At 67.9% G+C, this 17,188-nt stretch carries 17 protein-coding genes; 9 read left to right on the top strand and 8 right to left on the bottom strand.

What is annotated here, in order from left to right; genetic code table 11:
- Positions 1-36: 36 nt before the first annotated feature.
- From NBT82_RS01080 to gatB, 5 genes are all read right to left on the bottom strand, one after another.
- Positions 37-276, bottom strand: a complete 240-nt coding sequence (locus NBT82_RS01080; protein ID WP_251329748.1) for a hypothetical protein — start codon at positions 274-276, stop codon at positions 37-39.
- Positions 273-1,427, bottom strand: a complete 1,155-nt coding sequence (locus tag NBT82_RS01075) for a PASTA domain-containing protein (RefSeq protein WP_251329747.1) — start codon at positions 1,425-1,427, stop codon at positions 273-275. Before NBT82_RS01075 ends, NBT82_RS01080 begins: the two co-directional genes overlap by 4 nt.
- A gap of 1 nt (position 1,428) precedes the next feature.
- Positions 1,429-1,818: a hypothetical protein gene (locus NBT82_RS01070; RefSeq protein WP_251329746.1), complete on the bottom strand. Its 390-nt coding sequence runs from the start codon at positions 1,816-1,818 to the stop codon at positions 1,429-1,431.
- A complete protein-coding gene (locus NBT82_RS01065; RefSeq protein ID WP_251329745.1) occupies positions 1,815-2,471 on the bottom strand; it encodes a hypothetical protein in 657 nt (218 codons plus the stop codon). Before NBT82_RS01065 ends, NBT82_RS01070 begins: the two co-directional genes overlap by 4 nt.
- A 79-nt stretch (positions 2,472-2,550) precedes the next feature.
- Positions 2,551-4,038 carry an Asp-tRNA(Asn)/Glu-tRNA(Gln) amidotransferase subunit GatB gene (gene gatB, locus NBT82_RS01060; protein WP_251329744.1) on the bottom strand — a complete coding sequence of 496 codons (1,488 nt, stop codon included), beginning with the start codon at positions 4,036-4,038 and terminating at the stop codon, positions 2,551-2,553.
- Between the two features lie 181 nt (positions 4,039-4,219).
- Between gatB and NBT82_RS01055 the strand changes: the two genes are divergently transcribed.
- The 5 genes from NBT82_RS01055 (at position 4,220) to NBT82_RS01035 (ending at position 8,655) form a co-directional block, all read left to right on the top strand.
- Positions 4,220-4,846: a type IV pilin domain-containing protein gene (locus tag NBT82_RS01055; RefSeq protein ID WP_251329743.1), complete on the top strand. Its 627-nt coding sequence runs from the start codon at positions 4,220-4,222 to the stop codon at positions 4,844-4,846.
- 41 nt (positions 4,847-4,887) lie between these two features.
- Positions 4,888-6,054, top strand: coding sequence for an acyl-CoA dehydrogenase family protein (locus NBT82_RS01050; RefSeq protein WP_251329742.1), 1,167 nt, complete (start codon positions 4,888-4,890; stop codon positions 6,052-6,054).
- On the top strand, positions 6,054-7,808 hold the full coding sequence (locus NBT82_RS01045) for an acyl-CoA carboxylase subunit beta (RefSeq protein WP_251329741.1): 1,755 nt from the start codon (positions 6,054-6,056) through the stop codon (positions 7,806-7,808). Before NBT82_RS01050 ends, NBT82_RS01045 begins: the two co-directional genes overlap by 1 nt.
- Before the next feature lie 54 nt (positions 7,809-7,862).
- Positions 7,863-8,312, top strand: a complete 450-nt coding sequence (locus NBT82_RS01040) for a MaoC family dehydratase (RefSeq protein ID WP_251329740.1) — start codon at positions 7,863-7,865, stop codon at positions 8,310-8,312.
- A gap of 136 nt (positions 8,313-8,448) precedes the next feature.
- Complete coding sequence (locus NBT82_RS01035) at positions 8,449-8,655, top strand: DUF7511 domain-containing protein (protein WP_251329739.1); 207 nt, start codon at positions 8,449-8,451, stop codon at positions 8,653-8,655.
- Between the two features lie 6 nt (positions 8,656-8,661).
- On the opposite strand, the gene NBT82_RS01030 is transcribed toward NBT82_RS01035, so the two are convergent.
- Entirely contained in the window at positions 8,662-9,618 is a 957-nt protein-coding gene (locus NBT82_RS01030; RefSeq protein ID WP_251329738.1) for a 3-hydroxyacyl-CoA dehydrogenase family protein, read from the bottom strand.
- A gap of 86 nt (positions 9,619-9,704) precedes the next feature.
- Between NBT82_RS01030 and NBT82_RS01025 the strand changes: the two genes are divergently transcribed.
- Entirely contained in the window at positions 9,705-10,118 is a 414-nt protein-coding gene (locus NBT82_RS01025; RefSeq protein ID WP_251329737.1) for an acyl-CoA thioesterase, read from the top strand.
- On the opposite strand, the gene NBT82_RS01020 is transcribed toward NBT82_RS01025, so the two are convergent.
- Positions 10,115-12,169, bottom strand: coding sequence for a DEAD/DEAH box helicase (locus NBT82_RS01020; RefSeq protein ID WP_251329736.1), 2,055 nt, complete (start codon positions 12,167-12,169; stop codon positions 10,115-10,117). The two genes, NBT82_RS01025 and NBT82_RS01020, sit on opposite strands and share 4 nt — an antisense overlap.
- A gap of 45 nt (positions 12,170-12,214) precedes the next feature.
- Positions 12,215-12,592 (bottom strand): cupin domain-containing protein, encoded by a 378-nt coding sequence (locus tag NBT82_RS01015; protein WP_251329735.1) that lies wholly within the window; start codon positions 12,590-12,592, stop codon positions 12,215-12,217.
- 138 nt (positions 12,593-12,730) lie between these two features.
- Between NBT82_RS01015 and NBT82_RS01010 the strand changes: the two genes are divergently transcribed.
- From NBT82_RS01010 to NBT82_RS01000, 3 genes are all read left to right on the top strand, one after another.
- On the top strand, positions 12,731-14,413 hold the full coding sequence (locus NBT82_RS01010; protein ID WP_251329734.1) for a choice-of-anchor I family protein: 1,683 nt from the start codon (positions 12,731-12,733) through the stop codon (positions 14,411-14,413).
- A 77-nt stretch (positions 14,414-14,490) separates the two neighbouring features.
- On the top strand, positions 14,491-15,678 hold the full coding sequence (locus tag NBT82_RS01005; RefSeq protein WP_251329733.1) for a CBS domain-containing protein: 1,188 nt from the start codon (positions 14,491-14,493) through the stop codon (positions 15,676-15,678).
- Positions 15,679-16,433: 755 nt separating this feature from the next.
- On the top strand, positions 16,434-17,111 hold the full coding sequence (locus tag NBT82_RS01000; protein WP_251329732.1) for an IclR family transcriptional regulator: 678 nt from the start codon (positions 16,434-16,436) through the stop codon (positions 17,109-17,111).
- The last annotated feature ends 77 nt before the right edge of the window (positions 17,112-17,188 follow it).

Below are 17,188 nucleotides of genomic sequence, written 5' to 3'. Positions count from 1 at the left end.
GTGACCACGCCGGGAGGCGTATCGGTGGGTGTCGTCTCACTCCGTCGGCGGCCGACGGATCCGGATCGGCGTCCGGTCCGGCAGCGCCACGCCGCCGACGTGAGCCACCGGCGGCTCGTCGGCGAGCGACTCCGCGACGGCGTCGGGCGCGCGGACGATCACGCCGCGGTCCGCGACCACGACGAGTTCGCCGCCCGCGGCGACGACGCGTTCGAGGACCCCCTGGACCGACGCCGCGTCGCTCGACGGGTCGAACGCGACGAGGTGGGCGTTCACGCCCCCTCCAGCAGGCGCTTTGCCTGCTCGAACCACCCCTCGACGCGGCTCCGCGAGGCGCGGGTCACGTCGGCCACCTCGGCCGGATCGCTGGCGAGGAGGGAGGGAAGGTCGTCGACGCCGACCGCGCGCAGGCGGTCGGCGTATGTCGGGCCGATGCCGTCCACGTCCCGGAGGCCGACGTCGTGGGTCTCGCCCGTCTCGGCGTCGACGTCGGCCCGCCGTTCGTCCTCGTTCCCGTCCTCGTTCGCGTGGTCCTCCTCGGTCGCCGGCCCCGCGGAGACGGTCAGATCGACGGCGGCCCCCGCCGGGACCGACTCGCCCGCGGGCGGCGACTGGCCGATCACCACGTCGGCCGGATCGTCGCGTGTCTCGGCGTCGACCTCGCCGACCGCGAGGCCGGCGGCGTCGAGCGCCGCCGTGGCGTCGCCGAGGCCGTGACCGATCACCGCGGGGACGTCGACCGCACGCCGCTCCGAGACGGTCAGATCGACCGCCGCCCCCGGTTCCGCGACCGCGCGGGGCGAAGGGAACTGGTCGGTCACCACGTCGTCGGCGTCGCCGGGTTCGGTCGTCACGTCGCCGACGGCGAAGCCCGCCCGCCGGATCGCCTCGCGCGCCTCGTCCAGCGACCGGCCGCGCACGTCCGGGATCGGGTCGTAGGTGGCCGTCTGCGCGTCCCCCACGGCCGGTCGGAAGTCGAACCGGAGCGTGCTCAGCGCCTCGCGATCCACCGACTCGGCGAGGTCGGGAAGTTGGAACTGCGGGCCGTCCGAACCGCCGACGACGTTCGCCTTCAGGTCGACCTCGATCCGGCCGATGGCGTAGTCGACGGTCGAGAGGTCGTCGCGGGCGCTCGCGAGGGCGTCGCCGAGCGACGCGACCAGCCGGTCTGGCGCGACGGTGCCCCGGTCGGATTCGAGCGCGTCGAGTCGCGATCGAAGTCGATCGCGCTCCGCCTGGCTGCGGTCGAGACGCATCCGGAGCAGGTCACGGTCGCTCTCCACGTCGATAACCCGGTCCCGAAGCTCCGCCACGAGATACTCCTTGGCTCGGTACAGCCCCTCCACTTCGCGGGCCTCGGCACGGTCGAGTTTCGAGACGTCGAGGGAGGTCAGTTCCGTCGTGAACCGGAAGTCGTCGCCGGGCATCTCACTCCGAACCGGGGACGGGAACGATATCGAGGCGGACGCGACTCGACGCCGCGACGTCGTAGTCGTTGCGGGTCGTGAACTCGGGATCGGTGGGCGCCGCCACGAGCGTCGGTCGGTACGCCCTGACCTCGCCATTGGCGTCCCGTTCCGGGCGGCCGCGCATCGACAGCGAGACGTTCATGTCGGCCTCGACGCCCGCGAACCGGAACCAGGGCGTCTCGATGGGGGTCTCCAGTTCGCCCGCCTCGACCGCCCGGCGGATGTCCCGCCGCGTCGAGAGCGACGCCCGGTCGAGTTCGGTCTGGCCGTCCGCGACCGCACGGGCGACCCCGGTAACGAGTTCGCCGAGGGGACGGGCGGCCCACGGTTCGGTCGCCGAGCCGCTCACGACGTCCCACCCTCGGCCGGCCGCGTGATGATTTCGGGCACCGAGCGGTCGGGTGCGGGCTTGGGCACGAGCGTCGTCGACAGCCGGCAGGCCGCGCTCGCGTCCAGCCCGTACACCTTGCTGTCGTACTCGGTGTGCGAGCGCACGTCGAGTTCCACCTCGCGTTCGCCCTTGACCTCCTGTTTCTGGTAGCCGCCGCTCCCCCCGATGGAGAAGAAGCCGAGGTTGAGGCCGACGCCGCCGCCACCGCCGTACTTCTTGCGCGAACTCTCGTAGCTCGTTCGCAGGTCCCGCGAGAACGTCGAGTCGCTCTCGACGTGGGTGCTGCGGGTGTGCCAGCGCACCCAGAATTTCAGGTCGATCTCCGTCTCGCTGAACTCGTAGAAGGTCGGGGTGACGCCGTACGCCAGCAGGGAGAGAGGCTGGTCGTTCGTCAGCGTCGAGACGTTGGTGACGTTGCCGTCGGCGTCCGTCTCCTCGACGATGCCGAGGATGACGGCGCCAGCGTCGAGTTCCATGTCCGCGAGCGTCTGGGCGGTCTGTACCGAGTTGAGATCCAGCGCAGTCTGTCCGTCGGCCACCGCCAGCGCGGCCTTTCGGACGAGTTCGGCGAACGGAATCTCCTTGACGATGTCGTTGACGGGGTCTGCCATGTGATACTCCGCAGAACTGGAAGACGTGAGACGTCTTAACTGTATAGGTAGAAAACACGTACGCCGACGAACCGGGACGTCAGTCGTCGAGACGATCGCGAAGCAGACCGTTGACGGTACCGGGATCGGCGCTTCCCCCTGTTTTGCTCATGACCTGCCCGACGAGGAAATTGAGTGCGCCACCCTCGCCGGCGTGGTAGTCCTCGACCGCTTCGGGGTTCTCCTCGATGGCCTCGGCGACGGCCGTCGCGACGGCGTCGTCGCCAGCCTTGCCGAGGCCCTCGCGGTCGACCACCGCGTCGGGATCGAGGCCCTCGTCGAGCATCGTCCGCAGGACCACCTCTCGGGCGTTCTTCTCCGTGATCTCGTCGGCGTCGACGAGTTCGATAAGGCGGGCGAACTCGTCGAGTCGTCCCTCGACGTCCGTCATGCGCATGTCGCGGTAGTTGAGTTCGCCGAGCAGGTCGTCAGCCACCCACGTCGCCGCGAGGTCGGCGTCGAACCGGTCGGCCACGTCCTCGAAGAAGTCCGCGACCTCCTTGGTCGAGGTGAGCTTCGACGCCGACTCGGCGTCGAGGCCGTACGCCTCCCGGAAGCGCTCGCGGCGCGCGTCCGGGAGTTCCGGAATCGGGATGCGCTCCGTCCAGTCGGCGACCTGCAGGGGTGGGAGATCCGCCTCGCGGAAGTAGCGGTAATCCTTCTCCTCCTCCTTCGAGCGCATCGAGACGGTGATGCCGCGGCTCTCGTCCCAGTGGCGCGTCTCCTGTTCGACCTCGCGACCGCGTTCGATCGCGTTCTTCTGTCGAGTCACCTCGTAGGCCAACGCCTGCTCGGCGCCCTTGTGACTGGAGATGTTCTTCACCTCGGTGCGGTTGGCAGCCGCGAGCGTCGCCTCGTCGGCGTCGCCGTCGTCCATCTCGTCTTCGGGGACCAGCGAGATGTTGGCGTCGATCCGCAGGCTGCCGTCACGGGAGGCGTCGAAGACGCCGAGATACTCCAGCACTTCCTCCAGTTTCGCGAGGAAGGCACGGACCTCGCCGGGGCCGCGAAAGTCGGGGTCCGTGACGATCTCCATCAGCGGCGTCCCCGCACGGTTGTAATCGACCAGCGTGTAGTCGGCCGTCTCGATGTTGCCGCCCTCGTGCTGGAGGCTCCCGGGGTCCTCCTCGAGGTGTGCGCGGCCGATCCCGATCTCCCGGCGGTCGCCCTCGACGCTCACCGAGAGCGTTCCGTCGGCACAGATGGGCGCGTCGTACTGGGTGATCTGGAAGTTCTTGGGGAGGTCGGGGTAGTAGTAGTTCTTCCGGTGGAATCGAGTCTCCGCGGCGATATCGGCGTCGAGAGCCTTACCCACCTTCACCGCGGCCTCGACGGCCGCCTCGTTGAGGACGGGGAGCGCGCCGGGCAACCCGAGACAGACCGGACAGGTCCGGGTGTTCGGCTCCTCGTCGTCGGCCGGCTCGGTCGAACAGCCGCAGAAGATCTTCGTGTCGGTTTCGAGCTGAACGTGGACCTCCAGCCCGATGACGACCGCGAGATCACGTTGCTGGAGCGCCTGCGCAGTCATTGCGCGGGCTTACACGGCCGATGATTAAAGACTAACGGGACCGGTCGTCGTCACCCCCCATCGGCATCGATCATACGCTCCGTGGGGCCGGCCGGCACAAAAGACGCGGCCACCGACCGCAATTTTCACTTCTGAAAATCGTCGCGTGACTTTGTTGTCGCTGCGGGGCGAACCGTCGCCAATGGACCGACGGGGCATCTCGCCGCTCGTGGGCGCGGTACTTGTCGTTGTCCTCACCCTGTTGCTGGCGTCGATGTTTGCCGCCGCCGCGGTCGGGATGGCCGATTTCGGGACCGAGCGCGAGTTGGTGGCGGATCTGACGGGAGGCTCTACGGTGGAGGACACGGAAGATGCCTACCGGTCGGAACTCGTCTGGGCACGCGACGACGAGGCAAACGAGGTCACGTCCCACGTGGTGAACTACTCCATCGCACCGGGATCGGACGCCGCAGGCAACTCCCTGAACAGCCTCGTCATCGAGTACCCCGACGGGTCGGCGGACGTGGCGTCGGTCGACGAACGGGCCGAAATCGAGATGGTCGGGATCGACGGGGACCGCGACGGCAGCGTCGAAGTCGACGCGACCGCCGACGTGGAGTGTTGCCCGCCCGGGGACGGCGTGATCGTCTCCGACGGCGGCAACACGCTCACGATCGAACTGTCTGGAAACCACGACCTCGAGGGCGGAGACGCACTCATCGTCGAATACGAGGCCGTCGAGAACCCGGACGCAGGCGACGACTCCGTCACCGTCGGCGTGAACGGGGAGGTGTCCGACTCGGGGACCCTGACCATCGTGGACGGTTAGGGCGGCCGCAACTATACGGTCCCGCGCTACGGAGTATCGGTATGGAGTTCGAAACGTCACCCGAACACGCGCTGATCCGTTCGACTGCCAGCGACGTCGCGTCCGAGTACGGCCCCGAGTACTGGCGCGAGCGCGAAGAGCAGGGCGAGTTCGCGGCCGACTTCTGGGACGAACTCGGCGAGGCGGGGTTTCACGGCCTGTTGATCCCGGAGGAGTACGACGGCGCCGGCATGGGGCTCCAGGAGATGGGGCTGGCGATGGAGACGCTGTGTGCCGAGGGCTGCGGGATGGCCGGCACCTGGTATCTCGTCGTCACCGCCGGCATGGCTGCCATCGCGCTCCGGGAGTCGGGAACCGAGGCGCAAAAACGGACGTACCTGCCCGACATCGCGGCGGGCGACCGGATCTTCTCCGTTGCCATCACCGAACCCGAGGCGGGAACGAACACGCTGAACGTGAGCACGCGGGCCGAACGCGACGGCGACGAGTACGTCCTGAACGGCAAGAAGGCGTGGATCACCTTCGCTGACCGCGCCGACGACATGATCCTCGTCACGCGGACGACGCCGCGCGACGAGGTGTCGAAGCCGACCCGCGGGCTCAGCCTCTTTCTCGTCGACATGGACGATCCGGGTATCGAGGTGTCGCCGATCCCGAAACACGCGATGAACTACTCCAACTCGTGTGAGGTGTTCCTCGAGGACGTCCGCGTCCCGGAGACGGCCCTGCTCGGCGAGGCGGACGAGGGCTGGTGGCACCTGGTCGAGACGCTCAACCCCGAACGCGTGGGCTTTGCGGCGGCCGCGACGGGCATCGCCGAACTCGCAGTGTCGAAGGCCGTCGACTACGCCAACGACCGCGAGGTGTTCGACGCCCCGATCGGCACCCACCAGGCCGTCTCCTTTCCCATCACGCAGGCCTACACCAACGTCGAGACGGCACGGCTGATGCGACAGAAGGCGGCGTGGCTGTTCGACCGAGGCGAGGACTGTGGCTACGAGACGAACGTCGCGAAGGCGGCCGCGGTAGAGGCGGGTATCGACACCGTCTACCACGCCATGCAGGCCTTCGGGGGATGGGGGTACGCCGTCGAGTACGACATCGAGCGGTGGTGGCGGGAGATCAACCTCACCCGTCTCGCGCCCGTCACCCAGCAGATGGCGTACAACCACATCGCGACCGAACTGGGGTTCCCGAGGTCGTACTGATGGACGTACGCGTCGCCGATACGACGACCGAAGAGGCGACGGCCATCGCCCGCGCGCTCGCGACCCGGTTCGGCGAGCGCGTCCGCGTGTTCGCGGGGCGGGGCGAGGGCGAGCCGATCGCCGAGAGCGACCCGCCCGACGGTGCGGAGCCGAGTGGCGCCGAGGCGACGGCCGACGCCGAAGCGGGTCCCACCGAGCGCGAGGAACGGCTGTGGGACGAGATCGCGGACATCCGCGCGGGCGGCCCGGAGAAATACCGGCAGCGACAGCGCGAGGCGGGAAAACTGTTCGTCCGCGACCGCCTCGATCTCTGGTTCCCCGACGGCCTCACGTTCGAGGACGGTACGTTCGCCAACTTCGACGCGTGGCACCCGTCGGCGCCGGACACCGAGGAGAGTGACGACCGCCTGCCTGCGGACGGTCTCCTTACCGGCGCGGCCGACTTCGAGGGGCGGGCGGTCCACTTCATGGCCAACGACTACACCGTCAAGGCGGGGTCGATGGCCGAGAAGGGCGTCGAGAAGTTCCTCCGGATGCAAGAGCGGGCGCTCAAGACGGGACGCCCAGTGCTCTACCTGATGGACTCCTCGGGCGGCCGAATCGACCAGCAGACGGGGTTTTTCGCCAACCGAGAGGGGATCGGGAAGTTCTACTACAACCACTCGCGGCTCTCGGGGCGTGTCCCACAGGTCTGCGTGCTGTACGGACCCTGCATCGCCGGCGCGGCGTACACCCCCGTCTTCGCCGACTTCACCGTCATGGTCGAGGGATCGGCGATGGCCATCGCCTCCCCGCGGATGGTCGAGATGGTGACCGGCGAGGAGATCAGCATGGACGACCTGGGTGGGCCAGCGGTCCACGCCGCCGAGTCGGGGAGCGCGGACCTCGTCGCGGCCGACGAGGGTGAGGCCCGCTCGCTCGTCGCTCGACTACTCTCCTATCTCCCCGACAACGCCGACGCCGACCCGCCCCGAACCGAGGGGAGGGCGCCGGCGGAGTCGCCCGAGGGAATCGATTCGGTAGTGCCCGAGGCGCGGCGGAAAGGGTACGACGTGCGGACCCTGCTCGACCGGATCGCCGACGAGAGGTCGGTGCTGGAGCTGAAACCCGACTTCGGGAGCGAAATCGTCACCGCCTTCGCACGCCTTGACGGCCGACCGGTGGGCGTCGTCGCCAATCAGCCGGCCGTCCGGGCGGGCGCCATCTTCCCCGACTCCGCGGCGAAGGCCGCCGAGTTCGTCTGGACCTGTGACGCCTACGGGATTCCACTGCTCTACCTCTGTGACACGCCGGGGTTCATGGCCGGATCGGGCGTCGAGAAGGAGGGGATCTTGGAGCAGGGCAAGAAGATGATCTACGCCACCTCGGCGGCGACGGTGCCCAAACAGTGTGTCGTGGTGCGGAAGGCCTACGGCGCGGGCATCTACGCCATGTCGGGGCCGGCCTACGACACCGAGTCGACGCTTGGCCTTCCGGGGGCCGAAATCGCGATCATGGGCCCGGAGGCGGCGATCAACGCGGTCTACGCCCGCAAACTCGCCGAGGTCGACGACCCCGCGGAGCGCGAACGGCGCGAGGCGGAACTGCGCGAGGAGTACCGGGAGGGGATCGACGTCCACCGGATGGCGAGCGACGTGGTGATCGACGAACTCGTGCCGCCGAGCACGCTCCGTGAGGAACTGGTCGGCCGGTTCGACTTCTACGAGACGGTCGAGAAGGACCGACCGGACAAGAAACACGGGACGATCCTCTGAGCCCGTCGCGGAACCGGCGGAATCACTTTGCCCGCTGCGGCCCACGTCGCCCCCATGACCGGGTGTTACTACGAGGAGTTCGAGGTCGGTCGGACCTTCGAACACGAGAAACGGCGGACGATCACCGAGAGCGACAACCAGCGGTTCTGCGACATGACGATGAACCAGCAACCGCTCCATCTCGACGCCGAGTTCGCGGCCGAAACGGAGTTCGGGGAGCGCATCGTCAACGGTCTCTACACGATGAGCCTCGCGGTGGGATTGACGATTCCCGACACGACCGACGGCACCATCGTCGCCAACCTCGGCTACGACGACGTGGAGCATCCGGCGCCCGTCTACCCCGGCGACACGCTCCGCGCCCGGACCACGGTGACGGACAAGCGCGAGACCAGCGACGGCGACCGGGGCGTAGTCACGATGCACGTGGAGGCGTACGCCGGCGACGACCGACTGGTGTGTGCGTTCGATCGCACCGTCCTCGCGAAGAAACGGCCGTCATGATCCACCTCCAGTCGAAATCGTCGGGATCGTCACGTTGTGATACGTTGACGTACTGGGCGACACGGGGCGTCCCACCGGTCCCCGGAGTTCACATAGCAGCCGTTAACCGTCCCCGCCGTCGATTCCGACGTGAGTCATGTCGAACACCTCACAGCCAGACGACGCCGCCCCCGACGTCGAGGAATCGACGGCGGACGCCGGCCTCCGGTCGGTCGTCGTCACCTACGAGGGAGCCGCGGATCGACGGACGCTCTACCCGCCGGGCGCGAGCGAGGTCGAGCGGCTCACCCACTGGCTGACCGCCGACGCCGACGCCTTCGAACACCTCGACGAGATGCGCTGACCGAGGTCAGTCGTCGTCCGCGAGCGCCCGCCGGACGGCCGCCACGCGCTCGTCGCGGCGTCGAATCAGCGTCGCCGGGTCGTCGTCGTACTCGTGGAATCCCGCGCCGTCCTCGACGCCGCCGCGACCGGCCGCCAGTCGCTCCTCGAAGAGGGGTCCCGGCTCCGTCGCGTCGCTCAGGTGGGGATAGAGGTTCTCCGCGATGGTTCGAAACAGGTCGAGGCCGGCGAGGTCGACCGTCTCGAACGGGCCGACGACGGCGGTTCGGAGGGCGTAGCCGTCCCGGACCGCCCGTTCGACGTCCGAAAGCGAGGCCACGCCTTCGGTCACGAGGTGGGTACACTCCCGGAGGACGGCGAACTGAATTCGGTTCCAGACGAAGCCGGGGACGTCGCGTTCGACGACGATCGGATCGCGGCCGACGGCCTCGACGAACGCCGCCGTCCGGTCGACGGTCGTGTCGCTCGTCGCCTCGCCGCGAACCACCTCGACGGTCGGCAGGAGATACGGCGGATTCCACCAGTGACAGCCGACGATTCGGTCGGCGACCGCCGGCACCGCCTCGCCGATGTCGGTGATCGGGATGCCCGAGGTGTTCGTCGCGAGGACGGCGTCGGCCGGCGCCGCCGCCGCGAGTTCCCCGAAGACCGCCGCTTTCGTGTCGAGGTCCTCGGAGACGCTCTCGATCACCAGCGCGGCGTCCGACGCCGCCACCGGGAGGTCGAGCGTGTAGTCGATCCGGCCGCGGACGGCGTCGGGAGCGGCGTCGAGCAACCCCTCCGCGTCGAGGAAGGCGAGAGCATCGTCGACGCCGTCGCGGGCCCAGTCGAGGTTCGACTGGCGGTGGTCGACGAGGGTCACGCCCGCGCCGTGACGGGCGAACTGGACCGCGAGCCCGTGACCCATCGTCCCCGCGCCGACGACGGTCACCGCCGCCGGTGCCGATGGCGTGGTCGTTGACATCGACCGGACGGACGGCTGTCGGGGGCATAAACCTCCGGCCTTGCCCCCGCCGGTAGGCACAAATGCACGGTCGTCCACCGTCCAGTATGTCCACGTTCGAGTACGAGACCGACTTGCAGGTGCGCTTTCGGGACGTCGACGCCATGCACCACGTCAACAACGCCGTCTACGCGACCTACCTCGAACAGGCACGGGTCGACTACTACGCCGACGTCCTCGGCGTCGGCCTCGACGACATCGACACCGTGCTGGTCAACCTGGAGATCGACTACCGCAGCGAGATCGAACTCGACGACGAGGTGACCGTCGCCATGGGCATGCGCTCGATCGGCAAATCGAGCGTCACCATGGGCTACGAGGTCCGGGTCGGCGAGCGGGTGGCCGCGACGGCCGAGACGGTGCAGGTGTACGTCGACCCCGACGGCGACGGGTCGCGGCCGCTCCCGGCGGCGTGGGTGGATCGAATGGAGGCTAGACGCGAGGAGGCCCGGGCCGACTAACCCTCGTCGTCCCGGAGTTCGAGTTCGGCGACGAGGTCGTAGGGGTCCATCCCCCTGCGGATGCGATCGAGGATGGCGAAGGCGTCGTCGGGCGCGAGGAAGTGCCGGGTCACCGCCCGCCCGAGCGGCGTCGGCGCCAGTCCGTCGATGAAGTCCCACTCCAGCAGTTTGGCGATGGCGCGTTTGGTCGGCACGTCGCCGAGCATTCGGTCGTTGAGTCGCTTGGCCCCCTTCCCCGCGACGGTGACGTTCGCCAGCGTCTCCTCGGCGGCCGCCGAGAGGTCGTAGACGGTGCGGACGTCCTCCATCTCGCCTTTCAGCAACTTGAACGCCACCTCGTCCTCGGTCATCTCCATGCTGTTGTGGTAGGCGCAGTCCGGCTCGACCAGGAGGTAGACGACGCCCTGATCGTGGTAGTCGGGGCGGCCGGCCCGGCCGAGCATCTGCTCGAACTCCTGAACCGACAGCCACTCGATGCCCATCGCCAGCGTATCGAAGATCACCTGTGAGGCGGGGAAGTCGACGCCCGCGGCCAGCGCCGCGGTGGTGACGACCGCCGCGAGGTCCTGGTTTCCGAACTGGCGTTCGACGCGCTTGCGCCGGCCGTAATCGAGGCCGGCGTGGTAGGGCGCCGAGTCGTACTCCAGTTTCCGTGAGATCTCGTGACAGCGTCGCCGCGAGTTGGTGAAGATGATGGTCTGACCGCGGTAGCCCTTCGAGGACTTGCTGTCGAAGGCCCGCCGGACCAGCCGGTTCTCGATGCGGGTCTTCTCCTGGGCGTCGGCGAACGTCAGGTGGCGCTCGATGGGGACCGGCCGCTCCTCGAACTCGATGAGGGTGGCGCCCAGGTTGCGAGCCAGCCACTCGGGATTGCCGACGGTCGCCGAGAGGTAGATCCACTGGGCGCCGTCGTAGTCGCCGCCGGTTGCCGCCCGACGCTCGCAGTAGTGTTTGAGCCGCGAGATCATCCCGTCGAGGCGGTGCCCGCGTTCGCCCTCCTTCAGAGTGTGAACCTCGTCGATGACGACGGTCCCCACGTCGCCGAGATCCTTGCCCGTCCGCAGGGCGTGGTCGATGCCCTCGTAGGTGCCGACGACGACGTCGGCCGAGGGATCGAACCGCGTCCCGTCGTCGGTGACGCGGCTGCCGCCGACGCGGATCGTCACGTCGACGAGGTCGCCGTACCGCTCCTCGAAGTTCTCCTCCTTCTGGTTGGCGAGGGCGACGAGGGGAACGAGAAAGAGCAGTTTTCCCTTGCCCGTCAGCGCGCGGTCGATGCCGGCGAGTTCGCCCACGAGCGTCTTGCCTGTCGCCGTCGCACTCACGACGAGCTGGTCGTCGCCGTCCATGAGACCGTTCCGGACCGAGAGGCTCTGGACGGGGAGCAGGGAGTCGAAGCGGTCGGTGACCTGCGCCTTCAGGTCGGGATGGAGGTCGAGGTCGGCCGTCGGGACGGGGTCGACGTCCTCGACGGTCGCCCCGATCTCGTCGAACTTCGTGAGGTCGGGATCGAGTTCCCCCTGGAGGAGGTTGACGATGCGGTCGAGGTCCTGTACCTCCAGCAGGAGGTCTTCGAGGCGGTCCTGTGCGGCCCCGGTCAGTCCGCCGGCGTACGCGAGTTCGCCGTCGAGTTCCCGCTTCGCGCAGTCGGGACAGATGTGGTCCCGATCGGCCTTGATCGCGGTGTCCGCCGTGATCGGCGAGTAGCGGCCGTCGGCGGCGCAGTAGCGACAGGTCCGGACCGTGAGTGCGTCGAGCTGGTAGCCGTCGAGCATCGACTCCAGACGCTCTCGGTCCGCGGCCGAGGTCTGCTGGGAGATCCGGATGCGCTCGGCGCGGCGCGCGAGTTCGACGAACTGGCTCGGGTCGCGCGGCTCCTCGCTTGACCCGCGCTTGATCCGGAAGCGAGCGGGACGGGGACCGGCGTCCGTCTCCTTGAGGTCGAGGACCGCCCGGAACACCCGGTCACCGTCGCGGGTGACGGCGACCAGGAAGTCGCCGTCGCGACCGTGCAGAAAGAGCGTCTCGACCCGTCCGACCTGCCGTGACACGACCTGCGGTAGGTGGACGGGGTATTTCAGCCGTTCGACTCCGTGCTACTCGACGAGTTCGATGGTGTCGTCGCCGTTGGGCACCGCACAGAGGAACGCGCCTGCCTCGTCGCCCTCGTTGCGGTACCAGTGTGGGACGCCGGCGGGGATCAGAAGCGAGTCCCCGGCCGAGACGGTGTGTTCCTCGTCGCCGATGCCGACGACGTACTCCCCCGAGAGGACGTACTGCTCGTGTTCGACCGCGTTGGTGTGGGAGGGCACCTCGGCTCCGGGTTCGAGGGTGAAGCGACGCATCGCGAAGTGGGGGGCACCGTCGGAGTCGCCGATCAGGACGCCCTTCGAGAGGCCGGCGGCGGCGTCGACCGGTTCGTAGTCAATCTCGTCGGCGCGCTTGACGGCCGGCGTCGGTGACTGCTCGCTCATGCACGCCGGTAGGCGACCCTGGGACAAAGCGTTTGGCGTCGGGGGCACCTGGGGGTCTTCCCATCCCCACCCATCGATCGGGAGGACTACGTACCGGTATTATAAGCAGGTATTACCCGGCGGCGATCGGCTGTTGGTGTGACACCGAACGAGTTGGGATTGAGCCGACGCAGCGCACTCGGACTACTGGCCGGAGCGGCGATTCCGTCCGGCCTCGCGGCGCAGTTCGGCGGGGGCAGTACCGACGTCGAGACGGTACGGCTGAACCGCATCGGCCGGTACGCGACCGGCGAAGCGCTCGGCGGGGCGGAGATCGTCGCCTTCCACGCCCCCCGGAGCCGGCTGTTCGTCGTCAACTCGGGCGCCGGACAGGTCGAAGTGCTCGACCTCTCGGACCCGTCGACCCCGACACAGGACGCGGTGTTGAACGCGAGCGACCTCGTCGGCGCCGAGAGCGACGTCGTCTCGTCGGTCGGGGGGACCAACAGCGTCGACGTCGACGGGTCCCTCGTCGCGGCGGCCATCGAGGCCGACCCGGCGACCGACGACGGCGCCGTCGCGTTCTACGACCCCTCGTCGCTGGAGTTCGTCGGCGCGGTGTCGGTCGGCCCGCTTCCGGACAAGGTGACTATCACCCCCAACGGGGACTACGTCGTCGTCGCCAACGAGGGCGAGCCGGGCGGGTCGACCGACCCCGCCGGTTCGGTCAGCGTGATCGACATCAGCAACGGCGCACGGAACGCCAGCGTCTCGACGGCGACGTTCGGCGCCTTCGACGGGCAGGAGGCCGCGCTCCGAGATGAGGCCGTCCACCTCGTCACGTCCGGTGACGGTGAGGCCGTCGCCTCGACGGTCATCGAGCCGGAGTTCGTCACCGTCGCGCCCGACGGCGAACGCGCGTTCGTCAGCATTCAGGAGAACAACGCCATCGCGACGGTCGACCTCGCGTCGGCGACGGTCGAACGCATCGACGGCCTCGGGTTCAAGGACTTCTCGCTCCCCGGCAACGAACTCGACACGAGCGACGTAGACGGCAGCAGCCTCCAGAACTGGCCGCTCAAGGGGATGTACCAGCCCGACGCCATCGACGCCTACGAGGTGGGTGGCGACACGTTCGTCGTCACCGCCAACGAAGGTGACGCAAAGGACTTCGAGGTGAGCGTGCTGAAGAATCTCGACCTCGATCCGGCTGGCTTCGACCTCTCGGAGAACCCCTACGTCGACAGCGTCGAGGAACTGAAACGGCCCGAGAATCTCGGCAACATGGAAGTCAACGAGGCGGCGATGGCGGAGTTCGCCGGTGGGCCGAACGGTTACACCGACATCTACGCCATCGGCGGCCGGTCGTTCTCCGTGTGGCAGGTCGAGGACGACGGCCTGCGACTCGCGTTCGACAGCGGGAGCCGGTTCGAGCGGACGTTCGCCGAGCAGTACCCCGACGGCCACGTGAACGTCGTCGAGAGCGGTCCGGAGACCGAAAGCGCCGAACTCGGCGTCGTCGGCGACCGGACCTTCGCGTTCATCGGGCAGGAGAAAGGAAGCGGTATCACCGCCTACGACGTGACGAGTCCCGAGAACCCGACGTACACGCAGATGGCCGTCAACCGCGACTACAGCGTGAGCGAGGACGACCTCGCCGCGGCGGCCGAGGAGGACGCCCAGGGCGACAATCCGGCCCGTGCCGGCGACTTCGCCCCGGAGGGCGTCCACTTCGTCCCGGCGTCCGAGAGCCCGATCCGGAACCCGTTGCTCTGTGTCGGCTTCGAGATCAGCGGCACCGTTGGCGTCTTCGAGGTGACGCCGGTGACGAACACGAACTGACCGGTCGCTCGACGGCGACGCCGCCGGACGACCACCCCGCTTGCAAGAGTTAAGTCGACTCCCCCGCTACAGTCGGTATGCGCGGGATACGTATCGGGAGCGCGTTCGGTATTCCGATCAAACTCGATCTGACCTTTCTGCTCGTCTTGCCCCTGTTCGCGTGGCTGATCGGGTCGGACGTGGGGAATCTAGTCGGCGTCCTGAACGGTGTCTTCGGCGCCGCGATGCCCGCCGACGCCCTCACCGCGGGATCGCTGCGGTGGATCCTCGGAGCGGCGGCGGCCACCGGCCTGTTCGTCTGTGTCCTGCTCCACGAGTTCGGCCACTCCCTGGTCGCCATGCGCTACGGCTACCAGATCGACTCGATCACCCTCTGGCTGTTCGGCGGCGTCGCCCGATTCACGGAGATGCCCGAGGACTGGAAACAGGAGTTCACCATCGCCGTCGCCGGCCCGCTGGTCAGCGTCGCCCTCGGTGTCGTGTCGTACGTCGGCTTCCTCGTCGTGCCCGGACGCCTCCCGGCCGTCCAGTTCGTCCTCGCCTACCTCGCCCTGACGAACGTCGCGCTGGCCGTCTTCAACATGCTTCCGGGCTTCCCGATGGACGGCGGCCGCGTCCTCCGGGCGCTGCTCGCCCGAACCCGCCCGCACGCCCAGGCGACACAGATCGCCGCGGAAGTGGGTAAACTGTTCGCCGTCGTCCTCGCCATCGTCGGTATCTTCGCCAACCTGTTTCTGGTCGCACTCGCCTTCTTTATCTACATCGGCGCGTCGAGCGAGGCCCAGCAGACGGTGATGCGGGCGGCGTTCGAGGGCGTGACCGTCGGCGACATCATGACGCCGGCGGGCGAACTCGACACCGTCACCGCCGACACCTCACTGGCGACGCTCACCGACCGGATGTTCCGTGAACGCCACACGGGCTACCCGGTCCTTCGTCAGGGGCGTCTCGTCGGAATGGTCACCCTCGACGACGCCCGCGAGGTGCGCGAGGTGGAGCGCGACGCCTACCGCGTCGAGGACGTGATGGCCACGGAGTTGGTGACGATCACGCCGGAGACCGAGGCCATGGACGCCATCTCGACGATGCAACAGGAGGGCGTCGGCCGCCTGCCCGTCGTCGACGACGCCGGCGAACTCGTCGGCCTCATCTCCCGTTCCGACCTGGTGACGGCGTTCAACATCATCCGGACCGGCGGCGCGGCGACCGGCACTGGCACCGGGATCGGACGCCTGTCGAACGGCGCCGACTTTCTTCGCCGGTAGCCGGCGACGGGCGGCGTCTCAGGACCGACCGTCGGGGCGTCGCGTGCAGCCGATCCTACCGGAACTCGTAGCCCCGTCTCGGCGGGACTCGTTCGACGTGGTCAAACGTTATCTGAAATTTATCATTTTGGTGTATTCAAATTTGAATTATATATCCAGAGTCGGGGCCGAGCGTTTCGCGCTGGAAACGGAATCCCGAGCGATTCGACCTCGTCCGCGGCGGCGACGTGCCGCCTCCGGGCGTTTTTCCGCGAGTTCCAACGGCGCACGTGACGAACGCCCACATCCCCGTCGAACGTGACGATGGGACGATCCCCCAGGCTGCCACAAAATGCCGTTTTAGTCGATTTTGCGCACGTTCTCGTCGAACACGGCGTGAATCCGACGACGCTGCCGGCGGTCCGGGACTCGACATCGTCGCCTCGAATAGTCAGAACTAAAGATTATATCTAAAAATGATATGTAGTGGACCGAGGACGGATACCGAGGGTCGTCGCCGGGGCGAATAGCACCACCCACCGACCACCCCCGAAGCGACGCACCCCGACGGGACGGAGCGTGCCACGGATCGGTCGAACGTTCGCGTCGCTCCGCCGGGATGCTGATACGGGTGCTCACGTTCCCGCATGCCAAACGATTAAGCCTTTCCAACCAGTTTTAGTGAACGAATGGAAGAGAAATCGAGAAATTCCGTCAAATAAGTCGAGACGTCGATCGAGATCGCCGAGGCCGTCGTCGATCTCGGCTCGGCGGGCGTGACGGAGATCGCCGAGGAGGTGGGTCGGAGCAAGGCGACCGTCCACCACCACCTGAGTACCCTGACCGACCACGGCTACCTCGTCACCGACGACGGGACGTACGAGCCGAGCCTCCAGTTTTTCGAAATCGGACAGCGAATCCTCCAGCACAAGGACGTCTACCAGGCCGGAACCGGCCCGCTCCGAGAACTCGCGGAGGAGACCGGCGAAGTGGCGAATCTGATGGTCGAAGAGAACGGGAAGGGGATCTACGTCGCCATCGAAGAGGGAGCGGAGGCGATCAATCTCGACACGTCGGTCGGGAGCGAACAGTATCTCCACACGTGCGCGCTCGGCAAGGCGATCCTCGCGCACCTGCCCTCGAGTCGGCGTGACGAAATCGTCGACCGGTGGCAACTGCCGGCGGAGACGCCCCGAACGGTGACCGACCGGGATCGACTCGAGGACGTCCTCGCGGACGTCAGGGAGCGTGGCGTCGCGTTCGACGGGGAGGAACGCGCCGCCAACGTCCGCTGTGTCGCGGCTCCGATCACGACGAACGAGGGCACCGTCCTCGGCGCGGTCAGCGTCTCCGGACCGGCGAGCCGGATGAAAGACGACCGCCTGGAGTCCACGCTCGTCGATCAGGTGGAAAACACCGCGACCGTGATCGCTCTGAACGCCACGTACCGCTGACCACGCTCGTCCCCGGAACCGGCGACCGCACGCTCTCGGGCGAAAGCTAGTTGAGCCGGGCGGGTGAACGGCTCCGT

This window comes from Haloplanus sp. HW8-1, assembly GCF_023703795.1.
Lineage (GTDB): Archaea > Halobacteriota > Halobacteria > Halobacteriales > Haloferacaceae > Haloplanus > Haloplanus pelagicus.
This window is presented reverse-complemented; position numbering and strand designations above follow the sequence as displayed.

Excerpts from the sequence above, each read along its gene's own strand:
- NBT82_RS01075 (WP_251329747.1), bottom strand. The coding sequence starts at position 1,427 with ATGCCCGGCGACGACTTCCGGTTCACGACGGAACTGACCTCCCTCGAC.
- NBT82_RS01065 (WP_251329745.1), bottom strand. The coding sequence starts at position 2,471 with ATGGCAGACCCCGTCAACGACATCGTCAAGGAGATTCCGTTCGCCGAA.
- gatB (WP_251329744.1), bottom strand. The coding sequence starts at position 4,038 with ATGACTGCGCAGGCGCTCCAGCAACGTGATCTCGCGGTCGTCATCGGG.
- NBT82_RS01055 (WP_251329743.1), top strand. The coding sequence starts at position 4,220 with ATGGACCGACGGGGCATCTCGCCGCTCGTGGGCGCGGTACTTGTCGTT.
- NBT82_RS01050 (WP_251329742.1), top strand. The coding sequence starts at position 4,888 with ATGGAGTTCGAAACGTCACCCGAACACGCGCTGATCCGTTCGACTGCC.
- NBT82_RS01045 (WP_251329741.1), top strand. The coding sequence starts at position 6,054 with ATGGACGTACGCGTCGCCGATACGACGACCGAAGAGGCGACGGCCATC.
- NBT82_RS01040 (WP_251329740.1), top strand. The coding sequence starts at position 7,863 with ATGACCGGGTGTTACTACGAGGAGTTCGAGGTCGGTCGGACCTTCGAA.
- NBT82_RS01035 (WP_251329739.1), top strand. The coding sequence starts at position 8,449 with ATGTCGAACACCTCACAGCCAGACGACGCCGCCCCCGACGTCGAGGAA.
- NBT82_RS01030 (WP_251329738.1), bottom strand. The coding sequence starts at position 9,618 with ATGTCAACGACCACGCCATCGGCACCGGCGGCGGTGACCGTCGTCGGC.
- NBT82_RS01025 (WP_251329737.1), top strand. The coding sequence starts at position 9,705 with ATGTCCACGTTCGAGTACGAGACCGACTTGCAGGTGCGCTTTCGGGAC.
- NBT82_RS01015 (WP_251329735.1), bottom strand. The coding sequence starts at position 12,592 with ATGAGCGAGCAGTCACCGACGCCGGCCGTCAAGCGCGCCGACGAGATT.
- NBT82_RS01005 (WP_251329733.1), top strand. The coding sequence starts at position 14,491 with ATGCGCGGGATACGTATCGGGAGCGCGTTCGGTATTCCGATCAAACTC.